The 26,975-nt window shown below is 59.1% G+C and carries 24 protein-coding genes and 1 tRNA gene; 16 read left to right on the top strand and 9 right to left on the bottom strand.

Translation table 11 applies throughout. The features are described from left to right. Nucleotides 1-117 precede the first annotated feature (117 nt). On the top strand, nucleotides 118-1,560 hold the full coding sequence (gene mgtE, locus CAG25_RS05630; protein WP_007960287.1) for a magnesium transporter: 1,443 nt from the start codon (nucleotides 118-120) through the stop codon (nucleotides 1,558-1,560). Between the two features lie 114 nt (nucleotides 1,561-1,674). On the opposite strand, the gene CAG25_RS05625 is transcribed toward mgtE, so the two are convergent. Further along, nucleotides 1,675-2,001 (bottom strand): Arc family DNA-binding protein, encoded by a 327-nt coding sequence (locus CAG25_RS05625; protein ID WP_003178899.1) that lies wholly within the window; start codon nucleotides 1,999-2,001, stop codon nucleotides 1,675-1,677. A gap of 389 nt (nucleotides 2,002-2,390) precedes the next feature. On the opposite strand from CAG25_RS05625, the gene phnN reads away from it, so the two are divergent. Then, a complete protein-coding gene (phnN, locus tag CAG25_RS05620) occupies nucleotides 2,391-2,960 on the top strand; it encodes a phosphonate metabolism protein/1,5-bisphosphokinase (PRPP-forming) PhnN (RefSeq protein ID WP_085610728.1) in 570 nt (189 codons plus the stop codon). On the opposite strand, the gene CAG25_RS05615 is transcribed toward phnN, so the two are convergent. Together CAG25_RS05615 and CAG25_RS05610 are read right to left on the bottom strand one after the other, a co-directional pair. Then, complete coding sequence (locus CAG25_RS05615) at nucleotides 2,935-3,114, bottom strand: PA3371 family protein (protein WP_085610727.1); 180 nt, start codon at nucleotides 3,112-3,114, stop codon at nucleotides 2,935-2,937. The two genes, phnN and CAG25_RS05615, sit on opposite strands and share 26 nt — an antisense overlap. A 20-nt stretch (nucleotides 3,115-3,134) precedes the next feature. After that, a complete protein-coding gene (locus CAG25_RS05610; RefSeq protein WP_085610726.1) occupies nucleotides 3,135-3,362 on the bottom strand; it encodes a hypothetical protein in 228 nt (75 codons plus the stop codon). 284 nt (nucleotides 3,363-3,646) lie between these two features. On the opposite strand from CAG25_RS05610, the gene CAG25_RS05605 reads away from it, so the two are divergent. After that, nucleotides 3,647-3,723 (top strand) — tRNA-Arg (locus tag CAG25_RS05605). A 57-nt stretch (nucleotides 3,724-3,780) separates the two neighbouring features. On the opposite strand, the gene CAG25_RS05600 is transcribed toward CAG25_RS05605, so the two are convergent. Further along, a complete protein-coding gene (locus CAG25_RS05600) occupies nucleotides 3,781-5,421 on the bottom strand; it encodes a methyl-accepting chemotaxis protein (RefSeq protein ID WP_085610725.1) in 1,641 nt (546 codons plus the stop codon). A gap of 366 nt (nucleotides 5,422-5,787) precedes the next feature. On the opposite strand from CAG25_RS05600, the gene CAG25_RS05595 reads away from it, so the two are divergent. From CAG25_RS05595 to CAG25_RS05565, 7 genes are all read left to right on the top strand, one after another. After that, nucleotides 5,788-7,188 (top strand): cytochrome c, encoded by a 1,401-nt coding sequence (locus tag CAG25_RS05595; RefSeq protein ID WP_085610724.1) that lies wholly within the window; start codon nucleotides 5,788-5,790, stop codon nucleotides 7,186-7,188. A 3-nt stretch (nucleotides 7,189-7,191) separates the two neighbouring features. Beyond that, complete coding sequence (locus CAG25_RS05590; protein ID WP_085610723.1) at nucleotides 7,192-7,746, top strand: sugar dehydrogenase complex small subunit; 555 nt, start codon at nucleotides 7,192-7,194, stop codon at nucleotides 7,744-7,746. Further along, nucleotides 7,743-9,377, top strand: a complete 1,635-nt coding sequence (locus tag CAG25_RS05585) for a GMC family oxidoreductase (protein ID WP_064383602.1) — start codon at nucleotides 7,743-7,745, stop codon at nucleotides 9,375-9,377. The genes CAG25_RS05590 and CAG25_RS05585 overlap by 4 nt, the downstream gene beginning before the upstream one ends. A 345-nt stretch (nucleotides 9,378-9,722) precedes the next feature. Further along, nucleotides 9,723-11,327: a tetratricopeptide repeat-containing response regulator gene (locus CAG25_RS05580; RefSeq protein ID WP_064598688.1), complete on the top strand. Its 1,605-nt coding sequence runs from the start codon at nucleotides 9,723-9,725 to the stop codon at nucleotides 11,325-11,327. Beyond that, the gene (locus tag CAG25_RS05575; protein WP_085610722.1) at nucleotides 11,324-12,016 is read left to right on the top strand and encodes a sensor histidine kinase KdpD; all 693 of its coding nucleotides are present in this window, start codon (nucleotides 11,324-11,326) and stop codon (nucleotides 12,014-12,016) included. The genes CAG25_RS05580 and CAG25_RS05575 overlap by 4 nt, the downstream gene beginning before the upstream one ends. A 219-nt stretch (nucleotides 12,017-12,235) precedes the next feature. Beyond that, nucleotides 12,236-13,477, top strand: a complete 1,242-nt coding sequence (locus CAG25_RS05570; RefSeq protein ID WP_178076447.1) for a glutamine synthetase family protein — start codon at nucleotides 12,236-12,238, stop codon at nucleotides 13,475-13,477. Nucleotides 13,478-13,545: 68 nt separating this feature from the next. Continuing rightward, nucleotides 13,546-14,910, top strand: coding sequence for an MFS transporter (locus CAG25_RS05565; protein ID WP_085610720.1), 1,365 nt, complete (start codon nucleotides 13,546-13,548; stop codon nucleotides 14,908-14,910). A gap of 60 nt (nucleotides 14,911-14,970) precedes the next feature. Here CAG25_RS05565 and CAG25_RS05560 read toward each other — a convergent pair whose 3' ends face one another. From CAG25_RS05560 to flgA, 4 genes are all read right to left on the bottom strand, one after another. Continuing rightward, on the bottom strand, nucleotides 14,971-15,717 hold the full coding sequence (locus CAG25_RS05560) for a flagellar brake protein (RefSeq protein ID WP_039772106.1): 747 nt from the start codon (nucleotides 15,715-15,717) through the stop codon (nucleotides 14,971-14,973). Nucleotides 15,718-15,812: 95 nt separating this feature from the next. Beyond that, nucleotides 15,813-16,280, bottom strand: a complete 468-nt coding sequence (locus CAG25_RS05555) for a flagella synthesis protein FlgN (RefSeq protein WP_039772108.1) — start codon at nucleotides 16,278-16,280, stop codon at nucleotides 15,813-15,815. Between the two features lie 48 nt (nucleotides 16,281-16,328). Beyond that, nucleotides 16,329-16,655, bottom strand: coding sequence for a flagellar biosynthesis anti-sigma factor FlgM (gene flgM / locus CAG25_RS05550; protein ID WP_007960324.1), 327 nt, complete (start codon nucleotides 16,653-16,655; stop codon nucleotides 16,329-16,331). A gap of 205 nt (nucleotides 16,656-16,860) precedes the next feature. Continuing rightward, nucleotides 16,861-17,622 (bottom strand): flagellar basal body P-ring formation chaperone FlgA, encoded by a 762-nt coding sequence (gene flgA, locus CAG25_RS05545; RefSeq protein ID WP_064598681.1) that lies wholly within the window; start codon nucleotides 17,620-17,622, stop codon nucleotides 16,861-16,863. Between the two features lie 82 nt (nucleotides 17,623-17,704). Here flgA and CAG25_RS05540 point away from each other — a divergent pair, with 82 nt between their 5' ends. The 6 genes from CAG25_RS05540 (at nucleotide 17,705) to flgE (ending at nucleotide 22,692) form a co-directional block, all read left to right on the top strand. Beyond that, nucleotides 17,705-18,637 (top strand): chemotaxis protein CheV, encoded by a 933-nt coding sequence (locus CAG25_RS05540; protein WP_011335509.1) that lies wholly within the window; start codon nucleotides 17,705-17,707, stop codon nucleotides 18,635-18,637. A gap of 47 nt (nucleotides 18,638-18,684) precedes the next feature. Beyond that, complete coding sequence (gene cheR / locus CAG25_RS05535; RefSeq protein WP_085610719.1) at nucleotides 18,685-19,512, top strand: protein-glutamate O-methyltransferase CheR; 828 nt, start codon at nucleotides 18,685-18,687, stop codon at nucleotides 19,510-19,512. A gap of 237 nt (nucleotides 19,513-19,749) precedes the next feature. Next, the gene (flgB, locus tag CAG25_RS05530; RefSeq protein ID WP_007960328.1) at nucleotides 19,750-20,157 is read left to right on the top strand and encodes a flagellar basal body rod protein FlgB; all 408 of its coding nucleotides are present in this window, start codon (nucleotides 19,750-19,752) and stop codon (nucleotides 20,155-20,157) included. Between the two features lie 3 nt (nucleotides 20,158-20,160). Then, on the top strand, nucleotides 20,161-20,604 hold the full coding sequence (gene flgC / locus CAG25_RS05525; protein ID WP_007960329.1) for a flagellar basal body rod protein FlgC: 444 nt from the start codon (nucleotides 20,161-20,163) through the stop codon (nucleotides 20,602-20,604). Between the two features lie 15 nt (nucleotides 20,605-20,619). Beyond that, complete coding sequence (gene flgD, locus CAG25_RS05520) at nucleotides 20,620-21,348, top strand: flagellar hook assembly protein FlgD (protein ID WP_085610718.1); 729 nt, start codon at nucleotides 20,620-20,622, stop codon at nucleotides 21,346-21,348. A gap of 30 nt (nucleotides 21,349-21,378) precedes the next feature. Continuing rightward, nucleotides 21,379-22,692, top strand: coding sequence for a flagellar hook protein FlgE (flgE, locus tag CAG25_RS05515; protein WP_039772113.1), 1,314 nt, complete (start codon nucleotides 21,379-21,381; stop codon nucleotides 22,690-22,692). A 708-nt stretch (nucleotides 22,693-23,400) separates the two neighbouring features. Here the strand turns inward: flgE and CAG25_RS05505 are convergent. Next, nucleotides 23,401-26,295 carry a ribonucleoside-diphosphate reductase subunit alpha gene (locus CAG25_RS05505; RefSeq protein WP_011335505.1) on the bottom strand — a complete coding sequence of 965 codons (2,895 nt, stop codon included), beginning with the start codon at nucleotides 26,293-26,295 and terminating at the stop codon, nucleotides 23,401-23,403. Nucleotides 26,296-26,975: the final 680 nt, after the last annotated feature.

Here is a 26,975-nt window from a genome sequence, read left to right as displayed (position 1 = left end):
GCTTATGGAAAACCTCCATGGACTTACCCAGTAGTTATTCAGTAACCCGTTTCACCAATCATGAATTGACTGATTGATCCTTCCGGCGTGCCCCGCTGCTGGGAGTGGAGTTCGCCTATGTCCGAAATCGAAGTAAAGAAAACACAGGAAAGCCTGCAGGATCGCCTGGCTCAGGTCGTCGAGCTGCTGCAGCGCCAACGGGTCGTCGAAGACCTGACTCATCGCCAGGAAGGCCCGCATCATGACCGGGTCGAGAACCTGGTCCACCGGCAAAACCTCGTCGAGTTGCAACGCAAGCTCGATGATCTGCACTCCGCCGACGTCGCCTACATTCTTGAAGCCCTGCCGCTGGACGATCGTCTGACGCTCTGGCAGTTGGTCAAGGCTGATCGCGACGGCGACATTCTTCTCGAAGTATCCGATTCCGTCCGTGAAACCCTGATCGCCGACATGGACGATCACGAGCTCCTGGCTGCGGCCAAGGACATGGATGCCGACGAGCTTGCTGACCTGGCCTCCGAGCTGCCGCGAGACGTCGTCCATGAGCTGATGGAGACTCTGGACCAGCAGCAACGCGAACGTGTGCGTTCTGCTCTCTCCTACGACGAGGAGCAGGTCGGTGCGCTGATGGACTTCGAGATGGTGACCATCCGTGAGGATGTCAGTCTCGAAGTGGTTCTGCGTTACCTGCGCCGCCTCAAAGAGCTGCCGGGCCATACCGACAAACTGTTCGTGGTTGACTACGACGGCGTGCTCAAGGGCGTGCTGCCGATCAAGCGTTTGCTGGTCAATGACCCGGAGAAGCAGGTTTCCGAAGTCATGGCCAGTGACCCGGTGAGTTTTCACCCGGATGAAGACGCCTACGACGCCGCTCAGGCGTTCGAACGTTACGACTTGATCTCGGCCCCGGTGGTCGACAAGAACGGCAAGCTGATTGGCCGTCTGACCATCGACGAAATGGTCGACTTGATTCGTGAGGAGAGCGAAAGCGAAGTCCTCAATATGGCGGGTCTGCGCGAAGAGGAAGATATTTTCGCTTCGGTCTGGAAATCCCTGCGCAACCGTTGGGCGTGGCTGGCGATCAACCTGATCACGGCGTTCGTCGCATCGCGGGTGATCGGCCTGTTCGAAGGTTCGATCGAGAAGCTGGTGGCCCTGGCGGCGCTGATGCCGATCGTGGCGGGCATTGGCGGTAACTCCGGCAACCAGACGATTACCATGATCGTTCGCGCCATGGCCCTCGATCAGGTCAGCACCGGCAATACCTCGCGTCTGATGCGCAAGGAGCTCGCCGTGGCGTTGATCAACGGCCTGGTCTGGGGTGGCGTGATCGGCGTGGTTGCTTACTTGCTCTACGGAAGCTGGTCACTAGGCGTCGTGATGACGGCTGCCATGACATTGAACTTGCTACTCGCAGCGTTGATGGGGGTGTTGATCCCTATGACCCTGGCGAAGATGGGTCGCGATCCGGCGATGGGCGCCAGCGTGATGATCACGGCCATGACCGACAGTGGCGGCTTCTTCATCTTTCTGGGGCTGGCGACGATCTTCCTGCTCTGACCGACTGCATTGAAACAGCCCGCCGATTGGCGGGCTTTTTTACGTCCTTGGAAAACTCAAATTGCAGGCAAAAAAAAGCCAGCATTCATGCTGGCTTGAGATGTTCGGTTTGGCTCAGGATGCGTCTGCGGCCATTTCGGCGTCGTGGGCGATCAGAGACACCAGCGCGTTCTGCTGGCGATGGGAGAGTTGGCGGAAGCGTTGCAGCAGCTCGCGTTCGTGCAACGACAGCTCAGGGCTGTCCAGGCGCATGCTCAGTTCTTCGCCCAGTGCACCTTCCTGAATAAGACTCTGCTCAAGGCGCGCAATGATCTCGGAGTTCATGCTGCGGTGATGATTGCGAGCCACCTCGGCAATGCGTTCACGCATTCCGTCTGGCAGACGTACGACGAACTTGTCAGCCGTACGGCTGGAATAAATTGCCTGTTTCAATGGGCGCATATATTTAACCGGTTAGTTCAGGGGAGCGGTTCTCGGGATTGGCCGCAGGATGTGTGGTAGGACAAGCATCCGCGCCAAATGGTTCAACCTGAATTGTTAAGAGGCGCGCATCATGCCTCAAAATTGCCAGATCATTGGCGTCAATTCTGTGACAAATATTGATCCGGGTAAAGGCGTAATGCCAGCACCAATTATCAGAAATGCGGACTGGTTTGAAAAGAATGCATCGGCCCGTATCGCTGACCGCCTCCTGAAGCACGTCGGCTGATGCCCGAAGGCCTCAGAACGTGCATGCTATGCGGGTTGAATCGTTGTTCCTTACCTTGTACAGGATAGTGGCAAATGGCCGATTTACTAGGGGCAACTGCCCGCCGGAGGGCGTTTTCAGGATGGATGGCAATTTGATTTATCTCATGGGACCTTCCGGCTCCGGCAAGGACAGCCTGATTGAGGCTGCGCGCGAACCTTTGCGGGCGTTGAATTGTGAAGTCATGCGCCGGGTCATCACCCGTTCGGCCGAATCCGTGGGTGAGGATGCGATCGGTGTGACGCCGCAGGAGTTCGAGCGACGTCAGCGTGCCGGCGAGTTTTCACTGGCGTGGCAGGCTAACGGTCTCGCCTATGGCATTCCGGTGGAAATGGATCAATGGCTGAAAGCCGGCAAACACGTCCTGGTAAACGGCTCTCGGGCAAACCTTCGGCAAGCACTGGAAAGCTACCCGACTTTGGTGCCGGTGTTGCTGACGGTTCGGGAGGATGTCCTGCGTGAGCGACTGCTCCGGCGTGGCCGGGAGACGCTTGAGCAGATCGATGCGAGGCTGGCGCGCAATACGCTGTTCAAGGACAGGCGTTCAACTGATAGTCCTGTGCACCTGATCGACAACTCGGGCGCTCTGGCCGATGCAGTCAATCATCTGCTGGAGCTGGTCAGGTTCAGCGCAATACCGGATCAAACTTGATCTTGCGCCCGGCCACCAGCGCCAATACGAACAGCGCGGTAAACACACCGCAACCGATCAGGGGCAGGGATATTTCGGTTTCCTCGAACAGCGAAAAATGCCCGAGGCCACTCAATAAGGCGAGGATCAGAAATCCTGCAGCTGACTTGGACATGCTGTACTCCTGAAGATATTTCAAAAAACCAGACGTTCAGTCGAATGCGTCGGCAACGCCTGTTCAGACTCGCTGACTGCTTGTGGAGCGAAGCTTTGATCGCTCAAGACCGCCCATTGTGGCGCCTTCTGCACTTGCAGGTAGTGCGGCATGCGCCCGGCCACTTTCTCGTTGTCCTCGGGGGCGAAGTGAAAGCCCACCAGGACAGTCAGTGCGATTGCGTTTGCGAACACGAGGGCGCTGTTCATGAGACGAGTCTCCGGTTGTTCTTGTATAAGAACCTGTAAAGCAGCCGTCGTGCCAACAGTCTAACCGCTGTTAAGTCCTTTAAAAACAAGCATTTAGAAGGGTTTTTCGAGCCCCGTACATTGCATTTTGCAATGATGGCTTTTGCGGATGATGCAAATTGCACGGTAAAACGTCCGGCACCCTTGCAAGGCGCCTGCCTACACTTAAAAAGCCCTGCGGACGACATGACAAAACAGGGCCCGGCCGTTAACATGCACGCCGTCTGTCGCACCGACAGATTTGTGTCCCAGTAGCTCAATTGGATAGAGCATCCCCCTCCTAAGGGGAAGGTTGGCAGTTCGAACCTGCCCTGGGACACCATCTATGGAAAAAGCCCCGCGCAGAGTGATCTGGCGGGGCTTTTTTGTTGTCGCGAGTTTACAAGCGGAAGCGACTGACCAGAGTGTTGAACGATGCCGCCAGGTTGGACAGTTCCTGGGTCGAGGCGCTGGTCTGATGCGCGCCTGCCGCCGTCTGGGTGGAGAGATCCTGGATGTTGACCAGATTTCGGTCCACTTCCCGAGCTACGTGTGCCTGTTCTTCCGAGGCTGTGGCGATGACGAGGTTGCGATCATTGATCTGCGAGATGCCGTCGGCAATCAGCTCCAATGCCTGGCCGGTCGCTTGCGCCAGTGACTGGGTTTCGCTGACCAGCGCCTGGCTTTTCCCCATGGCGCCGACGGCTTCGTCTGCACTGTTGCGAACGTCGTTGATCATGCCTTCGATTTCCCCCGTCGAAGCTTGGGTTCTTGCCGCCAGGGCTCGTACCTCGTCGGCGACCACGGCAAAACCTCGACCTTGCTCACCCGCGCGTGCAGCCTCGATGGCGGCGTTAAGCGCCAGCAGATTGGTTTGCTCGGCAATCCCCCGGATGACATCCAGAACCTTGCCGATGTCCCGTACTTTCTCTGCCAGATCCTTGACCATGGTGGTGGAGGTGGCGATTTCCGTGGTTGCATGGTTGATCGCGGCAACGGCGTTTCGCGCTTGATCGCGTCCGTTGCTGGCTTCCCGGCTGGTGGTCTGGGAGGCCTCGGAGGTGGATACCGCATTGCGGGCAACTTCTTCCACGGCGGAGGTCATTTCCGTGACAGCCGTCGCTGCTTGCTGGATCTCGTCGTTCTGACGAATCAGTCCGCGGCTTCCATTGTCTGTGACGGCGGTGAGTTCTTCGGCGGCGGAAGCCAGTTGATCCGCCGCGCTGGCGATCTGCTGAATAGTGCTTTTCAGACTGCCCTGCATCTCGGCCAGGGCTGTGAGCAGCTGGCCGGCCTCGTCGCGGCCGGTGCTGACGATGTTTTGAGTCAAGTCGCCGCCAGCGATGCTTCGGGCGCTTTCAACGGCTTTGGAGATGGGGCGGCTGATCAGTCGGCTGATGAACAGGCCAAGCAAAATCGCCGCGACGAAGGCCAGCACGATGCCGATGTACAGCGATGTCTTGGCAGAGGACTCCGTCAGAACCGATCGCTTTGCGGCTTCGCTGACCTGCATGTCGTTGGAGTTGGTCATGATGGTCAATTCGTCCATGACGACGCGATAGTTTTTCTGCAGGTCGCCGAGCAGCAGTTCGCGGCCATTTTCCAGGTCGCCAGCCTTCATCAGGCCCAGATACCTTTGCACGATCGCCTGGTAAACGGGCCAGGCCTTCTCCATCCGGTCACCGGCTGCACGTTCGTCGTCGGCAAGCTCGGTTTTCCGGTATTCGGCAAAGGCTTTTTCACTCGCCACCTGGTTGGCGCTCATCGAGGCGAGAAATTCGTCTTTGGTGCTCTGGGGCAGGTTGGCGACAGTGGCGACGTAAAGTCGATACATGTCACGGGTCTGTCCGACAGCCTTGATTTTGGTCTGCGCGATGTTGGCGACGGCGACGAGGTTGTTGCCGAACACCGATCTGAGGCTTGTCGAGAGTTCGGTCACTCCCCGGCTTCCCAGCAGGCCCACCCCCAGGGTGATGAAGGCGCACGCCGCGAAGGCCGTGATCAATTTCGTGGAAAGTCTTGCGTCATTCAACCAACTCATAAGGGGCATCCTGCTGACATGTGGGGGCGGAGCAATATCGAGCGCAGCTCGTACGAAAATGGCTTGTCGTCGTACATCTTTCGGCTGCGGAGTCCACAACTGTAGGGTTACCAGTTGTTTCTTATCTAAATATATTCCGCATTAAACCACCTTGTAACCAGCGTTTTAGAGCATTCAGCACATACATACAAAAGATGGCACTTGGCCTTTTCTATTTGTTGCCAAGTGTTACATTGTGTGGAATATTCCAATAAATACGTACGACATCGTACCTCTTCGTCCTTGTCGCTCAAGATGACGAGGACGCTGTGTTCGTGATTTCCAGAACCGTGAAAAAAAAGAACGAAGCAGCCTAGGGTAGGACTCATGTCGCGTCGCATTGATAAAGGGAAACGCAGGGGGTACGCCTCTGCCGGATTGGTTACGCTGCTGATCGCCATAGCTGGCACCGCGTACGGCGAGACGCTCGACAGCACGGCCTCGGCGGGCAAGCGTCTGGCGGTAGCGGCTGACTGTGTGGCTTGCCATACGGCGCCAGGCGGCAGGGCTTTTGCGGGCGGCTATCCGCTCGGCTCACCGATGGGCACGATCTACTCGACCAACATCACGCCTTCGAAAACGGCGGGCATCGGCAATTACACGTCTGAGCAATTCGCCCGTGCGGTGCGTGACGGGGTGGCGGCCGATGGCACTCGGCTTTACCCGGCGATGCCCTACACCTCCTATTCGAAGATGACCGACAGCGACATTGCTGCGCTCTACGACTACTTCATGCATGAAGTGGCGCCGGTCGATACGCCGAACCAGAAAACCGTTCTGGATTTCCCGTTCAATATCCGCGCATCGATGATTGGCTGGAACGCGCTGTTCCACAGCACGGCGCGCTTTACGCCGGATCCGGCCAAGTCCGCCGAGGTCAACCGTGGCGACTATCTGGTCAACGGCCTGGCTCACTGCGATACCTGCCACACACCGCGCAATGTCCTGATGGCGGCCGACAGCGCAAAACCGTTGGCCGGCGGATCACTGGGCAGTTGGTATGCCCCCAATATCACTTCCGACAAAGTCAGCGGCATCGGTGCCTGGTCGAGCGACGAGATCGTGGCCTATCTGCGTACCGGTCACGTCGAGGGCAAGGCCCAGGCGGCAGGCCCAATGGCCGAGGCGGTGGAGAACAGTCTGCAGCATCTGAGCGATGCGGATCTCAAAGCCATCGCGGCCTATCTGTTGCAGACGGTGCCGATCAACAACGGGGAAACCAAAGCCCGCCACGATTACGGTCAGGCCTCGGTCGATGAGTTGACGCTGCGCGGAGGCAAACCGGGGGACAATCCGGGATGGCACATATTCAGTGGCACTTGCGCCAACTGCCATCAGCCGAACGGTCAAGGCACGCGGGAATACCCATCGCTGTTTCACAACACCGCCACCAGTCGCAGCGACAACCTGATCGCGGCCATCGTGTACGGCGTGCATCGTGAAGTCGACGGTGTGGCCATCGACATGCCGGGTTTCGGCCCGGACGCGCTGTTCACCGACCGCCTGAACGACCAGCAGATTGCCGACGTCAGCAACTACGTGCTGTCGCGCTACGGCAATGCCGACACGGTTGTCACCGCCGCCGATGTGGCACAGGTACGCAACGGTGGGCCCCAGGCGCCACTGGCAGTGATGGCGAAGTTTACGATCCCGGTCATCATTCTCGTGTGCGTGTTGATCAGCCTGGGCGCATGGGCCTTGATTGCACGTCGGCGCAAGGAGGCCTGAGCAATGGACACTTCAATGACGCACAAACACGAAAAAACTCAAACCGAAAGCTCGACTGGGCTCACTCGCCGCAATCTGTTGCGCGGTTCCGTGACGCTGGGCCTGGCCGCGATGATCGGCAGTGCGCTGCCCTGGCAGTCGGTGCTGGCAGCGCAGGTTTCGAGCGACGATTTCATTGCGCTGTCGCAGTTTCTGGTCAGCCGTGCGGTCAATCCGGTTCTGGCCGGTCGTTACTACGCCGCGCTGGATAAGCGCGCGCCGAATTTCTCGACCAACGTGATTGCCCTGAAACAATTGATCGGCGCACAGGGTTACAAGCATGTCGATGAATACCTGGCGCAACCGAACCCGGATCCGTCGCTGCGGGCTACGGCCACCAGCATCATTTCCGCCTGGTATCTGGGCATCGTCGGTGAGCCGGCGGATGCCGAGTTGATCAGCTATTCCCTCGCCATGATGTATCAGCCCACTCACGGCATTCTCATCATTCCAACCTACGGTGGCGGCCCGGATTCATGGGGTCCCAAGCCAGCAGTCAATCAGGACTCGACAGTATGAGCAGCGATCAATTCGATGCCGATGTGGTGATCATCGGTTCCGGTGTCATGGGCGGTCTGATCGCCACGGGCCTGGCCAAAGCGAACAAGTCGGTGATCGTGCTCGAGGCCGGTCCCCGGGTGAATCGGCGTGATGTGGTGGAAACGTTCCGCAATGCTCCGGTGAAACTCTCGCTGGCCAACGCCAAGTTGCAGGGCGCCGGGTCGCCCTATCCGAGCCTGCCCCACGCGCCCTCTACCTATGGCGACTATCTGCAGCAGGTAGGGCCGGTGAAATACAACACCTCTTATTTGCGTGTGGTGGGTGGCACCACCTGGCACTTCGGTTCCTCGCTGTGGCGCATGCTGCCCAATGATTTTCGTCTCAAGTCGCTGTATGGCCGTGGTCGTGACTGGCCCATCAGTTATGACGAACTGGAACCGTATTACGCTCGAGCTGAAATCGAACTGGGCGTTTCCGGCGTCGACGGCCAGGACGAAAGCGGGCAGGGCGGGGACGCCTATCCGCCGCGCTCGATTCCCTATCCGATGGAGGGCCTGAAGCCGAGCTACATGTTCAAGCGCCTTTCCGAATTGCTCGGCAAGGGCGGGTATAACCCGATCCTCGAGCCGAATGGCCGGGCGACCCGCCCCTATGGTAAACGGCCTCCCTGTGCCGGCAACAACAACTGCAACCCGGTGTGCCCGATTGCCGCCAAGTACGATGGTTCGATGCACATCGATGAAGCCGAGCGCCATGGCGCCAAGGTGCTGGACAACTCTGTCGTCTACAAGATCGAGGCGGGCGACGACGGCAAGATCACTGCGATCTGGTACATGCGCCCCGACAAGTCCAAACACAAACTGACCGCCCGGGCCTTTGTACTGGCGGCATACGGTATCGAGTCGCCGAAGCTGCTGTTGATGTCGACCTCGGAAAAGTACCCGAACGGGATTGCCAACTCCTCGGATCAGGTCGGGCGCAACCTGATGGACCACACCGGCATCAGCATGAACGTCATGACCAAGGAAGACATGTGGCCGGGCGAAGGGCCGACGCAATTGCTGGTCTATCTGAACAGCCGCGATGGCGCGTTCCGCAACGATTACCCGAGCTACAAGATCAAGGTGCGCAACACCGTGCCGACGTCGCAAATCACTTCGAACCTGATTGCCAAAGGCGTGCTGGGCTCGAAGCTCGATGAGCAGATCCGCCTGCAATCGGCGCGCTCCCTGAACTGGGCCGTCGACTTCGAAACCTTGCCGCTGCCGGAAAACCGGGTCACCCCGAGCAAGACCAAGTTCGACGCCATCGGTCTGCCGGTTCCCGAGATCTACTACAGCGTTCCCGACTACTGGCACGCCGGTAAAGAGAAGGCGCTGGAAGACTTCAAGCAGTTTGCAAAACTGCTCGACGCCGACATCCTCAGCACGGACACGGGCTTCCAGAACCGTCAGCACATCATGGGCACCACCATCATGGGCGATGACCCGAAAGACTCGGTGGTGGACCGCGATTGCCGCAGTCACGACCATTCGAACCTGTTCATCGCAGGCACGAGCGTCATGCCATCGTCCTCCTGCGTGAACCCGACGCTGACAGGTGCGGCATTGAGTATTCGGATTGCCGATGTGTTGGTGGCGGAGGTCTGAGAAGCGCCCTGAATTGAAAAGCCCCATGCAGAGAAATCTGGTGGGGCTTTTTTGTTTTTGGTGCAGTCCAGTCTGGCGGTTGGAGCGAGCAGGTTAAATGCAAGCTTGCAGGCCGACACGATTCAGCATTCCTTGATGTACCCGCGTTCGAAGTTGAGAACCGCCGCGCAATTAAGTCACTGCGCAACGAATCTTGAACCCCCGCTTCAAGAGAACCACTGATCCGGCCGATAACCCGTTCGGTGACTACAGAGTCGCGCGAAATCGCTTGATAGCATTTGGCCGGCAGCTATCATCTGCGCGCCTGGAAATGGTCCATCTTCTTCAATTGCCTGGAAATCCTCGATGCTGTCGTATCACCAAAAGAGTTTTCTGATCGTCGATGATTTCTCGGATTTCCGCAGTTCCGTGCGTTCGATGTTGCGCGAGTTGGGCGTCAAGGACGTGGACACCGCCGACACCGGTGAGCAGGCGCTGAAAATGTGTGCGCAGAAGTCCTACGATTTCATCCTCCAGGACTTCCACCTCGGTGATGGCAAGAAGAACGGTCAGCAGGTGCTGGAAGACCTGATGATGGAAAAGCTGATCAGCCACGAAGCGGTGTTCGTGATGGTCACGGCCGAGACCAGTCAGGCGATGGTGCTCAGTGCCCTGGAGCACGAACCGGACGCGTACCTGACCAAGCCGTTCAATCGCTCCGGCCTCGCTCAGCGGCTGGAGCGTCTGGAGCAGCGCAAGACCCTGCTCAAGCCGATTCTGCAAGCCCTCGACCGCGGCAAACCGATGGAAGTGCTCAACGCCTGCATCGCCCTGTGTAAACAGGACATCCGTTATTCGCCGCTGTGCCTGCGTTATCGCGCCGATGCGTTGCGCGACATGAACCAGAACGAAGCGCTCGAGCGCCTTTACGACAGCATCATCGCTGACCGGCCGTTGCCGTGGGCCTTTGCCGGGTTAGGCAAGTTGTTGTTCAAGCGCGGGCAGGTCAGTCAGGCCAAGGGCGTTTACGAAAAAGCCCTGAAGGTCTTCCCGATGATGCCGGCGCTGTATGACGGCATGGCTGACGTGCTGGTCGCCGAAGGCGATACCAAAGGCGCGCAGCAAGTGCTGGAGGAAGCGATTCGCCTGTCGCCGCTGGCGGTGCGCCGTCAGGCGTTGCTGGGCAAGCTGGCGATGGCCAACGAAGATTTCGACACCGCTTCCCGGGCTTATCGCCAGGCGGTGAATCAGGGCGCGCAATCGCGGTTCAAGGATCCGGAAAGCAATCTGGGCCTGGCGCATGCCTTGATCAGTAAGGGCAGCGAACGCGGGCTCGACACCCGTACGCGTCTGGAGATCAACACCACCCTCAGTGCCGTGGCCAAGGAAAACCCGACCGATCCGGGCCTGCAGATTCGTGCGCGGCTGATGAAGGCCACGAGCCTGCTGCTCAACGATGCCGAGACCGCCGAAAAACTCACCGAGCAGGCGCTGATGCGCCTCGACGGCATGGAGCAGTTCATGAGCCCCGAGGCCGCTTTGCTGGTGGCCAAGCAATTGCAGATGCTCGGTCAGGCCGAGGCGGGTACGTCGATGCTCAAGAGCTGCGCGGAAATCTACGGCGATGACCCGACGGTGATGAAAGACATCGCCAAGCTCACTGACGATCCGACTATTCTCAGCTCCAGCAACGCGGCCGCCGACCTCAACCGTCAGGGCGTGCGCGTGTACAAGACCGGCAACCTGGTGGAGGCTCGCGAGGTGTTCCGCAAGGCGCTGAAGATGCAACCGAAGAACATCAGTATTGCGCTGAACATGGCTCAGTCGCTGCTGCACGGCACCGACACCAATGTGCCGTCGGCGGAGCTGGAAGAATGTCGGGCCTGCCTGAAACTGGTGGGCATGATGCCCGATACCGACGCGCGTTATCCGCGTTATCAGAAGCTGAAAAGCAAGGCGTTTGGCGAATGAACCAAGACGAGCAGGCACTGGATTTTTCCACGGTGATCGCCTCCACCGTGCACGACATGAAAAACTCTCTGGCGATGCTGATGCAGGCCCACAGCCAATGGCTGGCGCGCTTGCCCGCAGCGCAGCGCCAGGGGGCGGAGCAGGGCGTGATCGACTTCGAGTTCGCCCACCTCAACGGCATGCTGGTGCAACTGCTCGGGCTGTACAAGCTTGGGGTGAATCAGATGCCGTTGCAGCCGGCCTATCACGAGCTGGACGACTTCATCGAGGCGCAACTGGCGGCGCATCAGGAAGTGTTCGCCAGTCGTGGAATCCTCGCCACTTACGAAGTCGATCCGCTCAGTCCCCTGGGCTTCTTCGACCGTGAGCTGATCGCCTCGGTGCTGGGCAACTGCATCAACAATGCGATCCGCTACGCCCGCGAATCGCTGCTGATCACCGTCAGCGATGAGGCGGGGCAACTGGTGTTGAGCATCAACGATGACGGCGACGGTTACCCGGCCGAAATGCTTGAGCGTCAGGCCGATTACGTGCAGGGCATCAACCACAGCAGTGGCAGCACTGGGCTGGGTCTGTACTTCGCCGGGCGCATCGCTGCGCTGCATCAGCGCAACGGTGTAGGCGGGCGTACCGAGATCCGCAATGGCGGCCCGTTGGGCGGCGGCGTGTTCAGTATTTACCTGCCCTGAATCACCGATTCATCGACCGGAATTCTTTTTGTTGGCTGCTGCTTGATATTCCGAACAGCCGAAGCCTATTTTGTCCGGGTCGCCGTTCGCGGCTCGCACAATAACAAGGATTGCGTCATGACAACCGATGGCCAGCGTTCACTCGCGCAGCGATTGACGGGCATTGATGAGATTGAATGTGTCACGCCGGATTTGAACGGCGTGCCACGGGGCAAGGTAATGACCGCCGAGGGCTTCCTCGAAGGGCGGCGTCTGCAGTTGGCCCGGGGGGTGCTGCTGCAATGCATCATGGGCGGTTATCCTGCCGCGAAATTCTATGGCAGCGATGACGGCGATCTGGCGCTGGTGGCCGATCCTGCGCAGATTCACCCATTGCCATGGAGTGAAGAGCCACGGGCCTTGGCAATCTGTGATGCCGACGAGCTCACCGGCGAAAGCTCCAACCTGTCGACCCGTGGCCAGCTCAAAAAAGTCATTGCCCGCTACGCAGCCCTCGGTCTGGCACCGGTGGTGGCGACCGAACTCGAATTTTTTGTGTTCGCTCCGAACACCGACCCGACCCAACCGTTCCAGCCGCCAGTCGGTCTCGACGGTCGTCGCGAGGACGGTCATTCGGCGTTCAGCGTCAGTTCCAACAACGGTCTGCGACCGTTCTTCAGTGAAGTCTATAAATGCATGGCGGCTCTGGGCCTGCCACGCGATACCTTCATGCACGAAATGGGCGTCAGCCAGTTCGAGATCAACTTGCTGCACGGTGATCCGCTGTTGCTGGCCGATCAGACCTTTCTGTTCAAGCATCTGCTCAAGGAAGTCGCGCTCAAGCACGGCCTGACCGTGGTGTGCATGGCCAAGCCGCTGGCGCACACGCCGGGCAGTTCGATGCACATTCACCAGAGCATCGTCGAAATCGGCAGCGGCAAGAACGTGTTCAGTGACGCGGACGGTCAGCCGACTGCAATGTTCCGCCACTTCATCGGCGGGCAGCAGGCGGGCATGGCTGATTTCACCGCGCTGTTTGCGCCGAACGTCAATTCGTATCAACGGCTGTGCCATCCGTTTGCCTCGCCGAACAACGCCTGCTGGTCCCACGACAACCGCGCCGCCGGCCTGCGCATTCCGGCCAGTTCGCCGGTTGCGCGTCGGGTCGAGAACCGTTTGCCGGGGGCCGATGCCAACCCGTACCTGGCGATTGCCGCGAGCCTGGCCGCCGGCTTGTACGGCATCGAGCATGAACTCGAACCAAGCGAAGCGATTCAGGGCGAGTTCGAAGTGCCGGACAATCTTTCGCTGCCGTGTACCTTGCACGCGGCGCTCGAACGTCTGAAACGCAGCCAGCTTGCAAAGGAACTGTTCGGCACGGAGTTCATCGAAGGCTACATCGCTTCGAAGACCATGGAGTTGACCAGTTTCTTTGATGAAATCACTCCCTGGGAACGCCGTGTTCTAGCAGCCCAGGCCTGACGAAATGTCGCCGTCGGGCTATCGTTTGATAGCCCGATACTTACTGCAAGGAGCCGCTCGGAACGCCGATGCGCCAAATCTGGAAATCCTTTCGAGCGCTGTATTTCGCCTCGCTGATGATGTTGATCGGCTCGGGCCTTCTATCTACTTATCTGGCTTTGCGTCTGGCTGCCGACCATGTCGACGGGTTGTGGGTCGGTGCGTTGATGGCGGCCAACTATTTCGGTCTGGTGCTGGGCGGCAAGATCGGTCACCGCCTGATCGCCCGGGTCGGGCATATCCGTGCCTACTCGGCGTGTGCCGGGATCGTCGGCGCGGCGGTGCTCGGTCATGGGCTGGTGGACTGGCTGCCGGCCTGGCTGGTGCTACGGACCATCGTCGGCCTCGGCATGATGTGCCAATACATGGTCATCGAGAGCTGGCTGAACGAGCAGGCCGACGCCAATCAGCGCGGTCTGGTGTTCAGCGGCTACATGATCGCGTCGTACCTGGGGCTGGTGCTCGGTCAGCTGATTCTGGTCATGCACCCGGGCCTTGGCCTGGAACTGTTGATGCTGGTCGCGCTGTGCTTCGCCCTGTGTCTGGTGCCGGTGGCGCTGACTCGACGGATTCACCCGGCGCCGTTGCACCCGGCGCCGATGGAGCCGCGCTTCTTTATCAAGCGCGTGCCGCAGTCGCTGAGCACGGTGCTCGGGGCCGGGCTGATCATCGGTTCGTTCTACGGTCTGGCGCCGCTGTATGCCTCGCAGCAGGGGCTGTCCACCGAGCAGGTCGGTCTGTTCATGGGTAGCTGCATTTTTGCCGGGCTGGTGGTGCAGTGGCCGCTGGGCTGGTTGTCCGACCGCTATGACCGGGCGCTGTTGATCCGCTGTTTCGCGCTGTTCCTCGCGGTTGCTTCGTTGCCGTTGGCGATCCTGCCGCAGGTGCCGCTGGAGGTGCTGTTCGTGGTCGGCTTCCTCTGTTCGCTGGTGCAGTTCTGCCTGTACCCGTTGGCGGTGGCGTTCTCCAACGACCACGTCGAAGGCGAGCGTCGGGTGTCGCTGACGGCGATGCTGCTGGTGACCTATGGCGTGGGCGCCAGTATCGGGCCGCTGGCGGCCGGTGTGCTGATGAAGCTGTTCGGGCCGCAGAGCCTGTACGCGTTCTTCACCTTTTTCGCGCTGGTGCTGGTGTGGCGGATCCGGCCGAAAGCCGTGACCAATCTGCACCAGGTCGACGATGCACCGCTGCATCACGTGGCGATGCCGGACAGCATGTCCAGCTCGCCGCTGGTGGCTGCGCTTGATCCGCGGGTCGATGAACAAGTGGTGCAGGAGCAGATGCAGAATACGGTCGCTCCGGAGCCTGAACCTGAACCCGAGCCAGAACCTGTCGCGCCAACCGATTCGACAATCGAAGGTGAGGGGCCGGACATCAGCCCCGCCAGACCGTGATTCAGGCATAAAAAAACGGGCAGTCCCCGCAGTGACTGCCCGTTTTTTAATGCCAGTCGATCAGAGGTCGTCTTTATCGAACCGACGCGCTTCGCGTTGCAGTTGATAAACGAAACGCTCGACGTTGCGCGCCGCCGGGCCGCTGATGTTGTGAAAGCGCAGGCCGGCGAAGGTGATGTTGAGTTTTTCTTCGAAGTGCAGGTAACGCAGCTCGACCGAGGTGGGCTGGTTGCCGAACAGCGGCGCGGCGATCAGGCGATCATAAACCTGGCCCAGTTGCAGGCGGTCGGTGATGTCGCCTTCGAAACGCAGTTTGCAGCCGGTGGCGGAGATATCCAGCAGTTTGCCGCCGATAGGCGACTTGAGCTTTTCGCCGCCCAGTTCGACGCTGACCAGGTCGGTCAGCTTCAAAGCGGCGCGGAAAGCATTGCGGCGCTGGTGATAAACCACTTCGGTGGGCAGGTCGCCAGTGTAGAAACGATCGCCACTGGATTCTTCGATGTTCAGCGTGCCGTTGCATTCCCAGGCAATGCGCACGCCGTCATGAAAACCTTCGACCTTGAACGGCTCGCCAGCCAGCAGGAAGCGTTCGCCATCGCGCGGGATCATTTCGTCCAGGGCAATCGTGGCGGTTTCCCGGTCAACCTTGATCAGGTAGCTCTGGAAGCGCTGGCTGCGCTCGTGGAAGGTGATGATCAGAGGATCATGGCTTTCTTGCAGCTGGCGCAGGTTGCTGGAGATTTCCAGAGGTGTAGTGAGCACCTTTGGGGGCTGCGGAGCATCATCCGCGCTGAGGACGTTGGACACGTTGAATCAATCTCCAGACAAAATTTGACTATGGCTGGCCAGTATTTTGCCAGCATGTTTCGCACGTTGATAGGGCGCAAGCATAGAAGAAAGCATCACGCCTGGCTGAGCGCGCGCGGTTTCTGCAGTTTGGAGAAGGTGCCACTGGCATCGTAGAGCGCGGGTGGCTCGCCGCCGGTGAGGATTTTCAGCTGATTGGCCGTGGCGGCCTGTTGCATGATGATCGACTGGCCATTCCTGGCATTGGCTGCCTGGCACTGAGCGATCAGATCGGTCAGGACATCGCTCTGGCTGAGCAACTGGTCGCCGATGCTCGACTGGCTGGCCAGTTGTTCCAGGCCGGCGCGGTCGAGCGACAGATTGAGACTGGCGAGGATTTCGCTGCGCTTGCGGCCATGCTGTTCGAGCAGAATGATCAATGCCTGCTTGTTCGCCAGAATTTCTTCCAGCAGAGGCATGTCGCGACCGTGCAAGGCGAGGGACTCGGTTTGCAGTAACTCCAGCAATTGTTGAGCTGGAGCAAAGTCGTCGATGATCAGTTGCAATAAATTAGTGTCGTGCATGGCTGGCCTTGGGTTTTAAGCGTCCAAAAGCCTGGCGCTGACCGAGGCCTAGCGCTGGGCTTCGAAATTGAGCAGTTTGCTGGCTACACGGTTGCTGTCGACCTTGTAGCTGCCATCGGCAATCGCTGCTTTCAACTCGGCCACGCGGGCCTTGTCGACGGCAGGCTGATCACGCAGCTTGTCAGTGACCTTCTGCAACTGTTGAGCCTCATTGCTGAGGTGTACCGATTCCCCGCTTTTTGCGGTACTGGCCTGTTCGGCCGGGGTATTCAGCGGCGCGGAGGTGCCGGTTTCGGCGGTTTCCTTGGCGTTGCTGGTACGTGTACTGCCCGTAAGTGACGAGGAGCTGTTCAAACGGCTGAAATCGATGACCATGTTAAAAACCTCTGGGAATTTGGACGCTTGCCATGTTCTCGGCCATCCCCTGGAAAACTTTAGGCCCATTTAGCAATGAGCTTGCATGCGCCGTTGCAGGTCCTGCTGAGGCACAGTTTAGGGAACAGCTCTGGTCAGCGCCAGTTTTCTGCCAAACGCTCAGGGGCTTTTCAAATATCCGTTCATCCTGCCGCTCACTCGCCGCTTACATCGCTACTTCCACCTGGCCGGGCGCCACAACCTGCGCCTTGATGACCCGCTGGGAGTTGAGGTTCTTCACTCGAATCTGTTCTTTCAGGCCGCCGTTGGCCAGCGCTTCGCCCGGCATCCGTACGGCGAGGGTGCCGCTGCGGGCGGTGATCACCACTTGATCGCCCTTGCGAACGACTTCCGCCTGTTCCAGATGCACCAGGGTAATGACTTGATCGGCTACCGTTGGTCGGGTCAATTTCTGGCCGATGGCTTCATCCACCGACGTCAGGAAACCCTGATTGATCGTGCTGACGTCGCGCTCGCGCAAGGTCACGTCCTGCGGCTCGATGATGCCGGCGCGCTTGAGTGGCCGGGTGGTGGTGACAATCTCGCGAAACAGGCGGACTTGAGCGGGCACGAACACCGTCCAGGGGGAGGCGCCTTCGCAGCGGACCTTGACCGTGACACGGCCCAGTGGACGTGCCGGACTCTCCAGTGTCGCTGTCAATTCCTTGTCGCACATAGGCATGCGCATGCGTGGATCGAGCTGGTTGACCTCGATTTCATAACGGCCTTCCGTTTGACTGGTGGCCAGATAGTCTTCTACGGTGAATTCAAGAAAGCCCTGAGTGACGCCGATAAGCATGTCAGGCATGGTAACCGCATCAGCAACGGCAGGGCTGCCAGCGAAAGACAGGCAAACGGCGGACATCGCGCAAAGCCCTCTGCGGAGGGGAGATGTCAGGCGTCGGAAAAATGTCGTTTGAGCGTTCATACGAGTTAAAAAGCAAGCGCCGTGCCGTTTAGCAATGAATGTGCGTCGCAACAACACTTGGCGTTGGTGTAGGAGTCTGGGCATGGCTGGTGTAATGGATTCGGTGAACCAGCGCACGCAACTGGTGGGGCAGAATCGCCTGGAGCTGTTGTTGTTCCGTCTCGACGGTCAGCAGCTCTACGGGATCAACGTGTTCAAGGTTCGGGAAGTGCTGCAGTGCCCGCAACTGACGCTGATGCCCAAGTCCAGTCCTGTCGTGTGCGGGGTGGCGAATATCCGGGGGGCGACCATTCCGATTCTTGATCTGGCGATGGCGACCGGCTCCGGTGCTTTGAAAGACAAGAACAGTCCGTTTGTGATCATCACGGAATACAACACCAAGACCCAGGGTTTCCTGGTGCGCTCGGTGGAACGTATCGTGAACATGAACTGGGAAGAGATTCATCCGCCGCCCAAGGGCACCGGACGCGATCACTACCTGACCGCTGTGACTCGGGTCGACAATCAGTTAGTCGAAATCATCGACGTCGAGAAGGTGCTGGCGGAAGTTGCGCCGACCCCGGAAGCGATTTCGGTCGGCGTGGTGGATGTCGAGACCCAGAGCAAGGCGTTGTCGCTGCGGGTGCTGACGGTCGATGACTCGTCGGTGGCGCGCAAGCAGGTGACGCGTTGCCTGCAGACGGTCGGTGTCGAAGTGGTGGCATTGAACGATGGCAGGCAGGCGCTGGATTACCTGCGCAAGCTGGTCGACGAGGGCAAGAAGCCGGAAGAAGAGTTCCTGATGATGATCTCCGACATCGAAATGCCGGAGATGGACGGGTACACCCTGACGGCCGAGATTCGCAGCGACCCTCGCATGCAAAAGCTTCATATCATCCTGCATACTTCGTTGTCGGGTGTGTTCAATCAGGCGATGGTCAAGAAAGTCGGTGCCGATGACTTCCTGGCCAAATTCCGTCCTGATGACCTGGCATCCCGGGTAGTCGACCGGATCAAAGCAGCAGACATCAGCTAAGGGCCTTCTGCCCTCGGCGTTCAACACGATTTAAGAGGCGGCATCATTTGTCTACGGGTAATTTGGATTTCGAACAGTTCCGGGTCTTCCTGGAAAAAGCCTGTGGCATTTTGCTCGGTGAAAACAAGCAGTATCTGGTCTCGAGCCGTCTCAACAAACTGATGGAGCAGCAAGGCATCAAGTCCCTGGGTGAGCTGGTTCAGCGCATCCAGACCCAGCCGCGCAGCGGTTTGCGCGAGCAGGTGGTCGATGCCATGACGACCAACGAAACCCTGTGGTTTCGCGACACCTATCCGTTTGAAGTCTTGAAGAACAAGGTGCTGCCCGAAGCGATCAAGGCCGCTCCCAACCAGCGTCTGCGGATCTGGTCGGCGGCCTGCTCGTCGGGTCAGGAACCCTACTCGCTGTCGATGTCGATCGACGAGTTCGAGCGGACGAACATCGGTCAGTTGAAGATGGGCGTGCAGATCGTTGCCACGGATCTGTCCGGCAGCATGCTGACCAACTGCAAGACCGGCGAGTACGACAGCCTGGCGATTGGCCGCGGCTTGTCCGCCGATCGTCTGCAGCGCTACTTCGACCCGAAAGGGCCGGGGCGCTGGGCGATCAAGGCGCCGATCAAGAACCGGGTGGAATTCCGCTCGTTCAACCTGCTCGACAGCTACGCAAGCCTTGGCAAGTTCGACATCGTGTTCTGCCGCAACGTGCTGATCTACTTCTCCGCCGAGGTGAAGAAGGACATCCTGTTGCGCATCCACAGCACGCTGAAGCCGGGCGGTTATCTGTTCCTTGGCGCTTCCGAAGCGCTGAACGGTCTGCCGGATCATTACCAGATGGTTCAGTGCAGCCCGGGGATCATCTACCAGGCGAAGTGAAACACTGGCGACACAAAAAACGGGAGTCCTCAGGGGCTCCCGTTTTTTTATGCCTGAAGGTTTTTGCCGGTGGCAGGCGGCAGAAAAGCGGCATCCGGCGGAAACCGGTTGCCGCTTTTCTGGCATTGCCGTGTTGCCGATTGCATGCAAAGCCCCGTAATCCGGGGCTTTCTCAAACTGGCACGCCGCTTGCTATAACCCAGTTACGAAAAATCCGGTCACCTGAAGGTTCCCGACATGAGCATCAGCTTCGATAAAGCGCTCGGCATTCACGAAAAGGCTCTGGGCTTCCGCGCCCAGCGTGCCGAAGTGCTGGCCAACAACATCGCCAACGCCGACACCCCGAATTACAAGGCGCGGGATCTGGAGTTCTCCAAAGTGCTCGAAGCACAGAGCCAGAAGAACGCCAACGGCACCATCGCCCTGAACATGACCAACAGCCGTCACATCGAAGCTGAAGGTCTGGGCAATGGCGACGAGTCGCTGATGTATCGCACGCCGATGCAGCCGTCGATCGACCAGAACACCGTGGACGCCCAACTGGAACAGTCGAACTACGCGGAAAACGCCGTCGGCTTCCAGGCCAGCTTCACCCTGCTCAACAGCAAATTCAAAGGGCTTGTGTCAGCCCTGCGCGGAGAGTAATCCATGTCCCTGTCCAGCGTTTTCAACATTGCCGGCAGCGGCATGAGCGCCCAGACCACCCGTCTCAACACCGTGGCCTCGAACATCGCCAACGCCGAGACCGTCTCGTCGAGCATCGACCAGACTTATCGCGCCCGTCACCCGGTGTTCGCCACCATGTTCCAGGGCGGCCAGAGCGGCGGCAGCAATTCGCTGTTCCAGAACCAGGACGCGGCCGGTCAGGGCGTGCAGGTGATGGGCGTGGTCGAAGACCAGAGCAACCTCGAAGCGCGCTACGAGCCGAACCATCCGGCGGCCGACGCCAAGGGCTACGTCTACTACCCGAACGTCAACGTGGTGGAAGAAATGGCTGACATGATTTCCGCGAGCCGGTCGTTCCAGACCAACGCCGAAATGATGAACACCGCCAAGACCATGATGCAGAAAGTACTGACCCTCGGTCAGTAATAAGGGGCGACTGCCATGAGTGTTACTGATACCACCAGCAGCCTGACGATGAACGACATACTGGCCAACTCTTCGAAGAAGACCAGTAGCACCACCGCCGGCGGCATCGCTTCGGCCACCAACAGCTCGACTGGCGGCCAGGCCCTGGGCAAGGACGCGTTCCTGCAACTGCTGGTGACTCAGCTGAAGAACCAGAACCCGCTCGACCCCCAGGACAACAGCGCATTCGTTGCCCAGCTCGCGCAGTTCAGCAGCCTCGAGGGGATCACCACCCTCAACAGCACCGTCAGTTCGCTGGCCGGCAACTACAACTCGTCGCAAGCCCTGCAGGCGTCGTCGCTGGTGGGTCGCAATGTGATTGTGCAGACCAACACGGTTCAGTTGGACGATCCGAGCAAAGGCATGACCGGTTCGGTCACCGTTCCGTCGTCGATTGCCGGCGGTACCGTCACCATCACCGACAGCAGCGGCGCCACCGTTCGCACCATCGATCTGGGCAGTCGCGCCGCAGGCGATGCAAGCTTCACCTGGGACGGCAAGGACAAGGACGGCAACCTGGTGAAAACCGGTACCTACACCGTCAAGGCCAACGCCTCGATCAACGGCACCGCGACCGACCTGGCGACCTATCTGCCAGCCACGGTCACCAGCGTGACGATCAGCCAGACCGGCGGCGAGCTGATGCTCAACCTGTCCGGCAAGGGCACCGTCGCCCTGTCCAAAGTACAAACCATTGGTATATAGAGCCGACTAACCGGCACAAAGGAGTGGAATATGTCTTTCAATATCGGCCTTAGCGGTCTCTATGCAGCCAACAAGCAACTGGACGTGACCGGCAACAACATCGCCAACGTCGCGACCGCCGGTTTCAAATCGTCCCGCGCAGAATTCGAAGACGTCTACTCGGCGACTCGTCTGGGCAGCGGCAGCAAGGTCATTGGTAACGGCGTGCGTCTGGCCAACGTTTCCCAGCAGTTCACCCAAGGCGACATCAACAACACCGGCAACGTGCTGGATATGGGGATCAATGGTTCGGGCTTCTTCACCCTGAGCAACAACGGTTCGATCTCCTACACCCGTGCCGGTACGTTTAAGGTCGACAAGGACGGCTTCATCACCAACACCGACTACACCTCGCGTCTGCAAGGCTACGGTGTGGACTCCAACGGCAAGATCATCAACGGCGTGTTGACCGATCTGAAGATCGACACCTCGAACCTGGCGCCGAAGTCCACCTCGCTGGTGACCTCGACCATCAACCTGAACTCGACGGCTCCGGTGATCGACGACACAGTAGCGGCCGGCAAGTTCGACCCGACCAACCTCGCGACCTACACCAAGTCGTTCAGCACTCCGATCTATGACAGCCAGGGCAACTCCCATGTCATGGATCAGTACATGGTGAAGACCGGCGCCAACACCTGGAAGGTCTACACCCTGGTGGACGGTCGCAACCCGGATGCTACCGGCAGCGATCCGAAAGTCACTGCGCCTGTCGCATCGACCATGACCTTTGACTCCACTGGCAAGCTGACTCAGGTCAGTACTCCGCCTGCCGTGATCAGCAGCGACCTGAAACTCACTGGCTGGGTACCGGGCACTGTCACCAACGGCGTGTGGACGGCCAACGGTGCTTCGGCTAACCCGGCCGGCATTACCATTTCGATGGCCAAGACCACTCAATACAACGCTGACACCGCGCGTTCGATTCCGACTCAGGATGGTTATGCCACTGGCCAGATCACCAACCTGACCATCGACGGTACCGGTACGCTGTTCGCCAACTTCAGCAACAACCAGAGCAAGGCCATCGGCCAGGTCGCGCTGGCGAGCTTCACCAACGAGCAGGGCCTGCAGCCAATCGGTGGTACCAGCTGGAAAGAAACCTTCGCTTCGGGTATCCCGGGCTACGATGCACCGGAAACCGGTACGCTGGGTTCGGTTGTTTCGAACTCGCTGGAAGAGTCCAACGTTAACCTGACCAATGAGCTGGTTGATCTGATCAAGGGTCAGAGTAACTATCAGGCGAATGCCAAGACCATTTCGACTCAGAGCACTATCATGCAGACCATTATTCAGATGACCTGATTTCTGGGTTTGGTTTTGTACGGGAGCCCCTCTTTTTGAGGGGCTTTTTTTTGGCTGGGGGTTGGGGTGTTTATCCGTTGCTTCGGGTGCTGCCGCTGGCGGTTTCGCCCTTACGGCGAGTCACTTTTGCAGACGCCCAAAAGTAACCAAAACGCTGGGCCCCGGCGTTCGGCACCTCGCTTTGGCTCGGTGTTCCTTCGTTACGGGATTCATCCGGGGGCATCGCCTACGGTTTGCTTCGCTGCACCTCCTCTCGATGCATGCGGCTGCGCCGCACGGTCGCTGCGCTCCCACCCCCGGATAAATCCCTCCACTCAGCCTTCCGATGGGGCCGGCACGTCAAAAGCGGTACTCGAGCTAACGCTCATCGTGTTGAGTGGTGGAGAGCGGAAGCAGAAGCAGCAGCGGAAGTGGAAGCAGGAGCAGGAGCAGGAGCAGGAGCAGAGAAAGCAGGAACAGAGAAAGCAGGAACAGAGAAAGCAGGGGTTGAGTTGTATGCGTTTCAAAATCCAAGTTCACCTCGGTATTTCACGTCGGCGTATCTCTATAAAACACCTCGGTCAGTCCCCTCTCCCTCCGGGAGAGGGTTAGGGTGAGGGCGGCTTTTGCTTTTGCTTTTTGCGCGGGCAAAAGAAAACCCCCGACAAACCAGAAGTCTGTCGGGGGTTTCTCGGATCAGGCGTTTCGCAACGCCCGATTCAGCTCAGCTTATTGGCAAGCTTCGCAATCCGGCTCGTCGATGGCGCAAGCCTTCGGTACTGGAGCCGGGCCGGCAGGGGCTGCCAGGACCGAGTCGTCGCCGTGGTTGCCGCCGCTGGAAACAGCGTTCAGCTTGCCGGTGTTGATGGTCGACTTCTCGGTGCTGGTCGCGGCCAGGGCACGGAGGTAGTAGGTGGTTTTCAGACCACGGTACCAGGCCATGCGGTAGGTCACGTCCAGCTTCTTGCCCGAAGCGCCGGCGATGTACAGGTTCAGCGACTGAGCCTGGTCGATCCACTTCTGACGACGGCTGGCGGCGTCAACGATCCACTTGGTGTCCACTTCGAACGCGGTCGCGTAGAGCTCTTTGAGTTCTTGCGGGATGCGCTCGATCTGCTGAACCGAACCGTCGTAGTACTTCAGGTCGTTGATCATGACCGAGTCCCACAGGCCGCGAGCCTTCAGGTCGCGAACCAGGTACGGGTTGATCACGGTGAATTCGCCCGAGAGGTTCGATTTCACATACAGGTTCTGGTAGGTCGGTTCGATCGACTGCGAGACGCCGGTGATGTTGGCGATGGTTGCGGTCGGTGCGATGGCCATGATGTTCGAGTTACGGATGCCTTTCTGTACACGGGCGCGAACCGGTGCCCAGTCCAGGGACTCGGTCAGGTCGACGTCGATGTACTTCTGGCCACGTGCTTCGATCAGGATCTGTTGCGAATCCAGTGGCAGTACGCCTTTGGACCACAGCGAACCCTGGAACGTCTCGTACGAGCCGCGCTCGTCGGCCAGGTCGCAGGAAGCCTGGATCGCGTAGTAGCTGACCGCTTCCATCGACTTGTCGGCGAACTCGACGGCAGCGTCGGAACCGTAAGGGATGTGCTGCAGGTACAGCGCGTCCTGGAAGCCCATGATGCCCAGGCCGACCGGACGGTGGCGGAAGTTGGAGTTCTTCGCCTGCGGTACCGAGTAGTAGTTGATGTCGATCACGTTGTCGAGCATGCGCACGGCGACGTCGATGGTGCGCTTGAGCTTGGCGGTGTCCAGCTTGCCGTCGACGATGTGGTTCGGCAGGTTGATCGAGCCCAGGTTGCAGACCGCGATCTCGTCCTTGTTGGTGTTCAAGGTGATCTCGGTGCACAGGTTCGAGCTGTGAACCACGCCGACGTGCTGCTGCGGGCTACGCAGGTTGCACGGATCCTTGAAAGTCAGCCATGGGTGGCCGGTTTCGAACAGCATCGACAGCATCTTGCGCCACAGGTCTTTGGCCTGGATGGTCTTGAACAGCTTGATCTTGCCCGGGTATTCGGTCAGGGCTTCGTAGTACTCGTAGCGCTCTTCGAAGGCCTTGCCGGTCAGGTCGTGCAGGTCCGGTACTTCGGACGGCGAGAACAGGGTCCACTTGCCGTCATCGAAGACGCGCTTCATGAACAGGTCAGGGATCCAGTTGGCGGTGTTCATGTCGTGGGTACGACGACGGTCATCACCGGTGTTCTTGCGCAGCTCGATGAACTCTTCGATGTCCATGTGCCAGGTTTCCAGGTAGGCACAGACAGCGCCTTTGCGCTTGCCACCCTGGTTAACGGCGACGGCGGTGTCGTTCACCACTTTCAGGAACGGAACCACGCCCTGCGACTTGCCGTTGGTGCCCTTGATGTACGAGCCCAGCGCACGAACCGGGGTCCAGTCGTTGCCCAGGCCGCCGGCGAATTTCGACAGCATGGCGTTGTCGTGGATCGCGTGGTAGATGCCCGACAGGTCATCCGGCACGGTGGTCAGGTAGCAGCTCGACAGCTGTGGACGCAGGGTACCGGCGTTGAACAGGGTCGGGGTCGAAGCCATGTAGTCGAACGAGGACAGCAGGTTGTAGAACTCGATCGCACGGTCTTCTTTCTGCTTCTCTTCGATCGCCAGGCCCATGGCCACGCGCATGAAGAAGATCTGCGGCAGTTCGAAACGCACGCCATCCTTGTGGATGAAGTAACGGTCGTACAGTGTCTGCAGGCCCAGGTAGGTGAATTGCTGGTCGCGCTCGTGGTTGATCGCCTTGCCCAGTTTTTCCAGGTCGAAGGAGGCCAGCACAGGGTTCAGCAGTTCGAACTCGATACCTTTGGCGACGTAGGCCGGCAGTGCCTTGGCGTACAGGTCGGCCATTTCGTGGTGAGTGGCGCTCTCGGCCACGCCCAGGAAGCCCAGGCCCTCGGCGCGCAGGGTGTCCATCAGCAGGCGGGCGGTCACGAACGAGTAGTTCGGCTCGCGCTCGACCAGGGTACGGGCGGTCATCACCAGCGCGGTGTTGACGTCGTTCAGGGCCACGCCGTCGTACAGGTTCTTCAGGGTTTCGCGCTGGATCAGGTCGCCGTCGACTTCAGCCAGACCTTCGCAGGCTTCGGTGACGATGGTGTTCAGGCGGCCCATGTCCAGCGGCGCGAGGCTGCCGTCGGCGCGGGTGATGCGGATCGACGGGTGCGCCTGTACCGGTGCTTCGGCGGTGGTGCGGGTGGCGCGTTCCTTGGAACGGGCGTCTCGGTAGATCACGTAGTCGCGAGCCACTTTCTGCTCGCCGGCACGCATCAGGGCCAGTTCGACCTGGTCCTGGATTTCTTCGATGTGGATGGTGCCGCCCGACGGCATGCGACGCTTGAAGGTCGCGGTGACCTGTTCGGTCAGGCGGGCAACGGTGTCGTGGATTCGCGACGAAGCGGCAGCGGTGCCGCCCTCAACTGCGAGGAACGCTTTGGTGATAGCGACGGTGATCTTGTCATCTGTGTAAGGAACGACAGTGCCATTACGCTTGATCACACGCAGTTGGCCAGGCGCGGTGGCAGCCAGATCCGAATTCGAATCGGCGGCCTGCGGCAAGGTGCCCTGCGGGTTCTCGCGAGTTGTGTCGGTTTGCATGGGGGGTGATCTCCACATTCTCTATGTTTGTTTGGGCACCATCATGGTGCTCACCGTTCTGGTCCGAAGCACTACAACCGACGGGCGTCGGGCATAACAACTTCGGACCAGTAGGAAAAAGGCTAATGACGCCGCATCCTTGCCGAAGTTTTCGGCCACGAGCCAAGGCTCGAGCCGGATTACTTCCAGGGTGACAGTAATGACTGCAACACCCGTACCGTTCCGGTCGTTGCCAACCTGAAAAACGGTGCCATCCGCAAGTGCGGTTTGGGCTTTGAAAAACTTGCTTGGTTCAACCGGAAACTGGCAATAAAGCACTTGAGTTTCAGGTCCGAAATGTGGTTGGGCTCTGGAATGGAAAACCCTATATGTAGGGTCTGTCCTCGCGCCGTGCTACAAGATAATGCGTTTCGAGGGGGCTTGCAACGTACGAGCTGTGGATAAACCTGTGCGTAAATTGTGTAAGAAACCAGGAATTCCCGTGTAGGCCGCGAACCTGCTGAGCTAGACCGTCTGTCACTGTTTTTCACCGCAAAAAAATGCCGCGGCGGAATTTTGAGGGCGCGAACCCTATCACAAAAATCCGCCTTGTCCGAACGCATTTACCGACTTGTGTTCTGGTTGTTCGCCGTTTATACAATCGGCCCATGCGCACGCATTCTTATCCTCCTTAAAGATGA

The sequence above is a fragment of the Pseudomonas sp. B16(2017) genome, from assembly GCF_002113205.1.
Taxonomy (GTDB): domain Bacteria; phylum Pseudomonadota; class Gammaproteobacteria; order Pseudomonadales; family Pseudomonadaceae; genus Aquipseudomonas; species Aquipseudomonas pharyngis.
Note: the sequence above shows the minus strand (reverse complement) of the source record. Positions and strands in the feature narration are given on the sequence as shown.

Coding starts and splice junctions, on each gene's coding strand:
- CAG25_RS05575 (WP_085610722.1), top strand. CDS start 11,324: ATGAACCAAGACGAGCAGGCACTGGATTTTTCCACGGTGATCGCCTCC.
- CAG25_RS05570 (WP_178076447.1), top strand. CDS start 12,236: ATGACCGCCGAGGGCTTCCTCGAAGGGCGGCGTCTGCAGTTGGCCCGG.
- flgE (WP_039772113.1), top strand. CDS start 21,379: ATGTCTTTCAATATCGGCCTTAGCGGTCTCTATGCAGCCAACAAGCAA.
- mgtE (WP_007960287.1), top strand. CDS start 118: ATGTCCGAAATCGAAGTAAAGAAAACACAGGAAAGCCTGCAGGATCGC.
- flgC (WP_007960329.1), top strand. CDS start 20,161: ATGTCCCTGTCCAGCGTTTTCAACATTGCCGGCAGCGGCATGAGCGCC.
- CAG25_RS05590 (WP_085610723.1), top strand. CDS start 7,192: ATGGACACTTCAATGACGCACAAACACGAAAAAACTCAAACCGAAAGC.
- CAG25_RS05625 (WP_003178899.1), bottom strand. CDS start 2,001: ATGCGCCCATTGAAACAGGCAATTTATTCCAGCCGTACGGCTGACAAG.
- CAG25_RS05555 (WP_039772108.1), bottom strand. CDS start 16,280: ATGCACGACACTAATTTATTGCAACTGATCATCGACGACTTTGCTCCA.
- CAG25_RS05610 (WP_085610726.1), bottom strand. CDS start 3,362: ATGAACAGCGCCCTCGTGTTCGCAAACGCAATCGCACTGACTGTCCTG.
- CAG25_RS05540 (WP_011335509.1), top strand. CDS start 17,705: ATGGCTGGTGTAATGGATTCGGTGAACCAGCGCACGCAACTGGTGGGG.
- CAG25_RS05565 (WP_085610720.1), top strand. CDS start 13,546: ATGCGCCAAATCTGGAAATCCTTTCGAGCGCTGTATTTCGCCTCGCTG.
- CAG25_RS05580 (WP_064598688.1), top strand. CDS start 9,723: ATGCTGTCGTATCACCAAAAGAGTTTTCTGATCGTCGATGATTTCTCG.
- CAG25_RS05600 (WP_085610725.1), bottom strand. CDS start 5,421: ATGAGTTGGTTGAATGACGCAAGACTTTCCACGAAATTGATCACGGCC.
- flgD (WP_085610718.1), top strand. CDS start 20,620: ATGAGTGTTACTGATACCACCAGCAGCCTGACGATGAACGACATACTG.
- CAG25_RS05505 (WP_011335505.1), bottom strand. CDS start 26,295: ATGCAAACCGACACAACTCGCGAGAACCCGCAGGGCACCTTGCCGCAG.
- phnN (WP_085610728.1), top strand. CDS start 2,391: ATGGATGGCAATTTGATTTATCTCATGGGACCTTCCGGCTCCGGCAAG.
- CAG25_RS05585 (WP_064383602.1), top strand. CDS start 7,743: ATGAGCAGCGATCAATTCGATGCCGATGTGGTGATCATCGGTTCCGGT.
- CAG25_RS05615 (WP_085610727.1), bottom strand. CDS start 3,114: ATGTCCAAGTCAGCTGCAGGATTTCTGATCCTCGCCTTATTGAGTGGC.
- CAG25_RS05595 (WP_085610724.1), top strand. CDS start 5,788: ATGTCGCGTCGCATTGATAAAGGGAAACGCAGGGGGTACGCCTCTGCC.
- flgA (WP_064598681.1), bottom strand. CDS start 17,622: ATGAACGCTCAAACGACATTTTTCCGACGCCTGACATCTCCCCTCCGC.
- flgM (WP_007960324.1), bottom strand. CDS start 16,655: ATGGTCATCGATTTCAGCCGTTTGAACAGCTCCTCGTCACTTACGGGC.
- flgB (WP_007960328.1), top strand. CDS start 19,750: ATGAGCATCAGCTTCGATAAAGCGCTCGGCATTCACGAAAAGGCTCTG.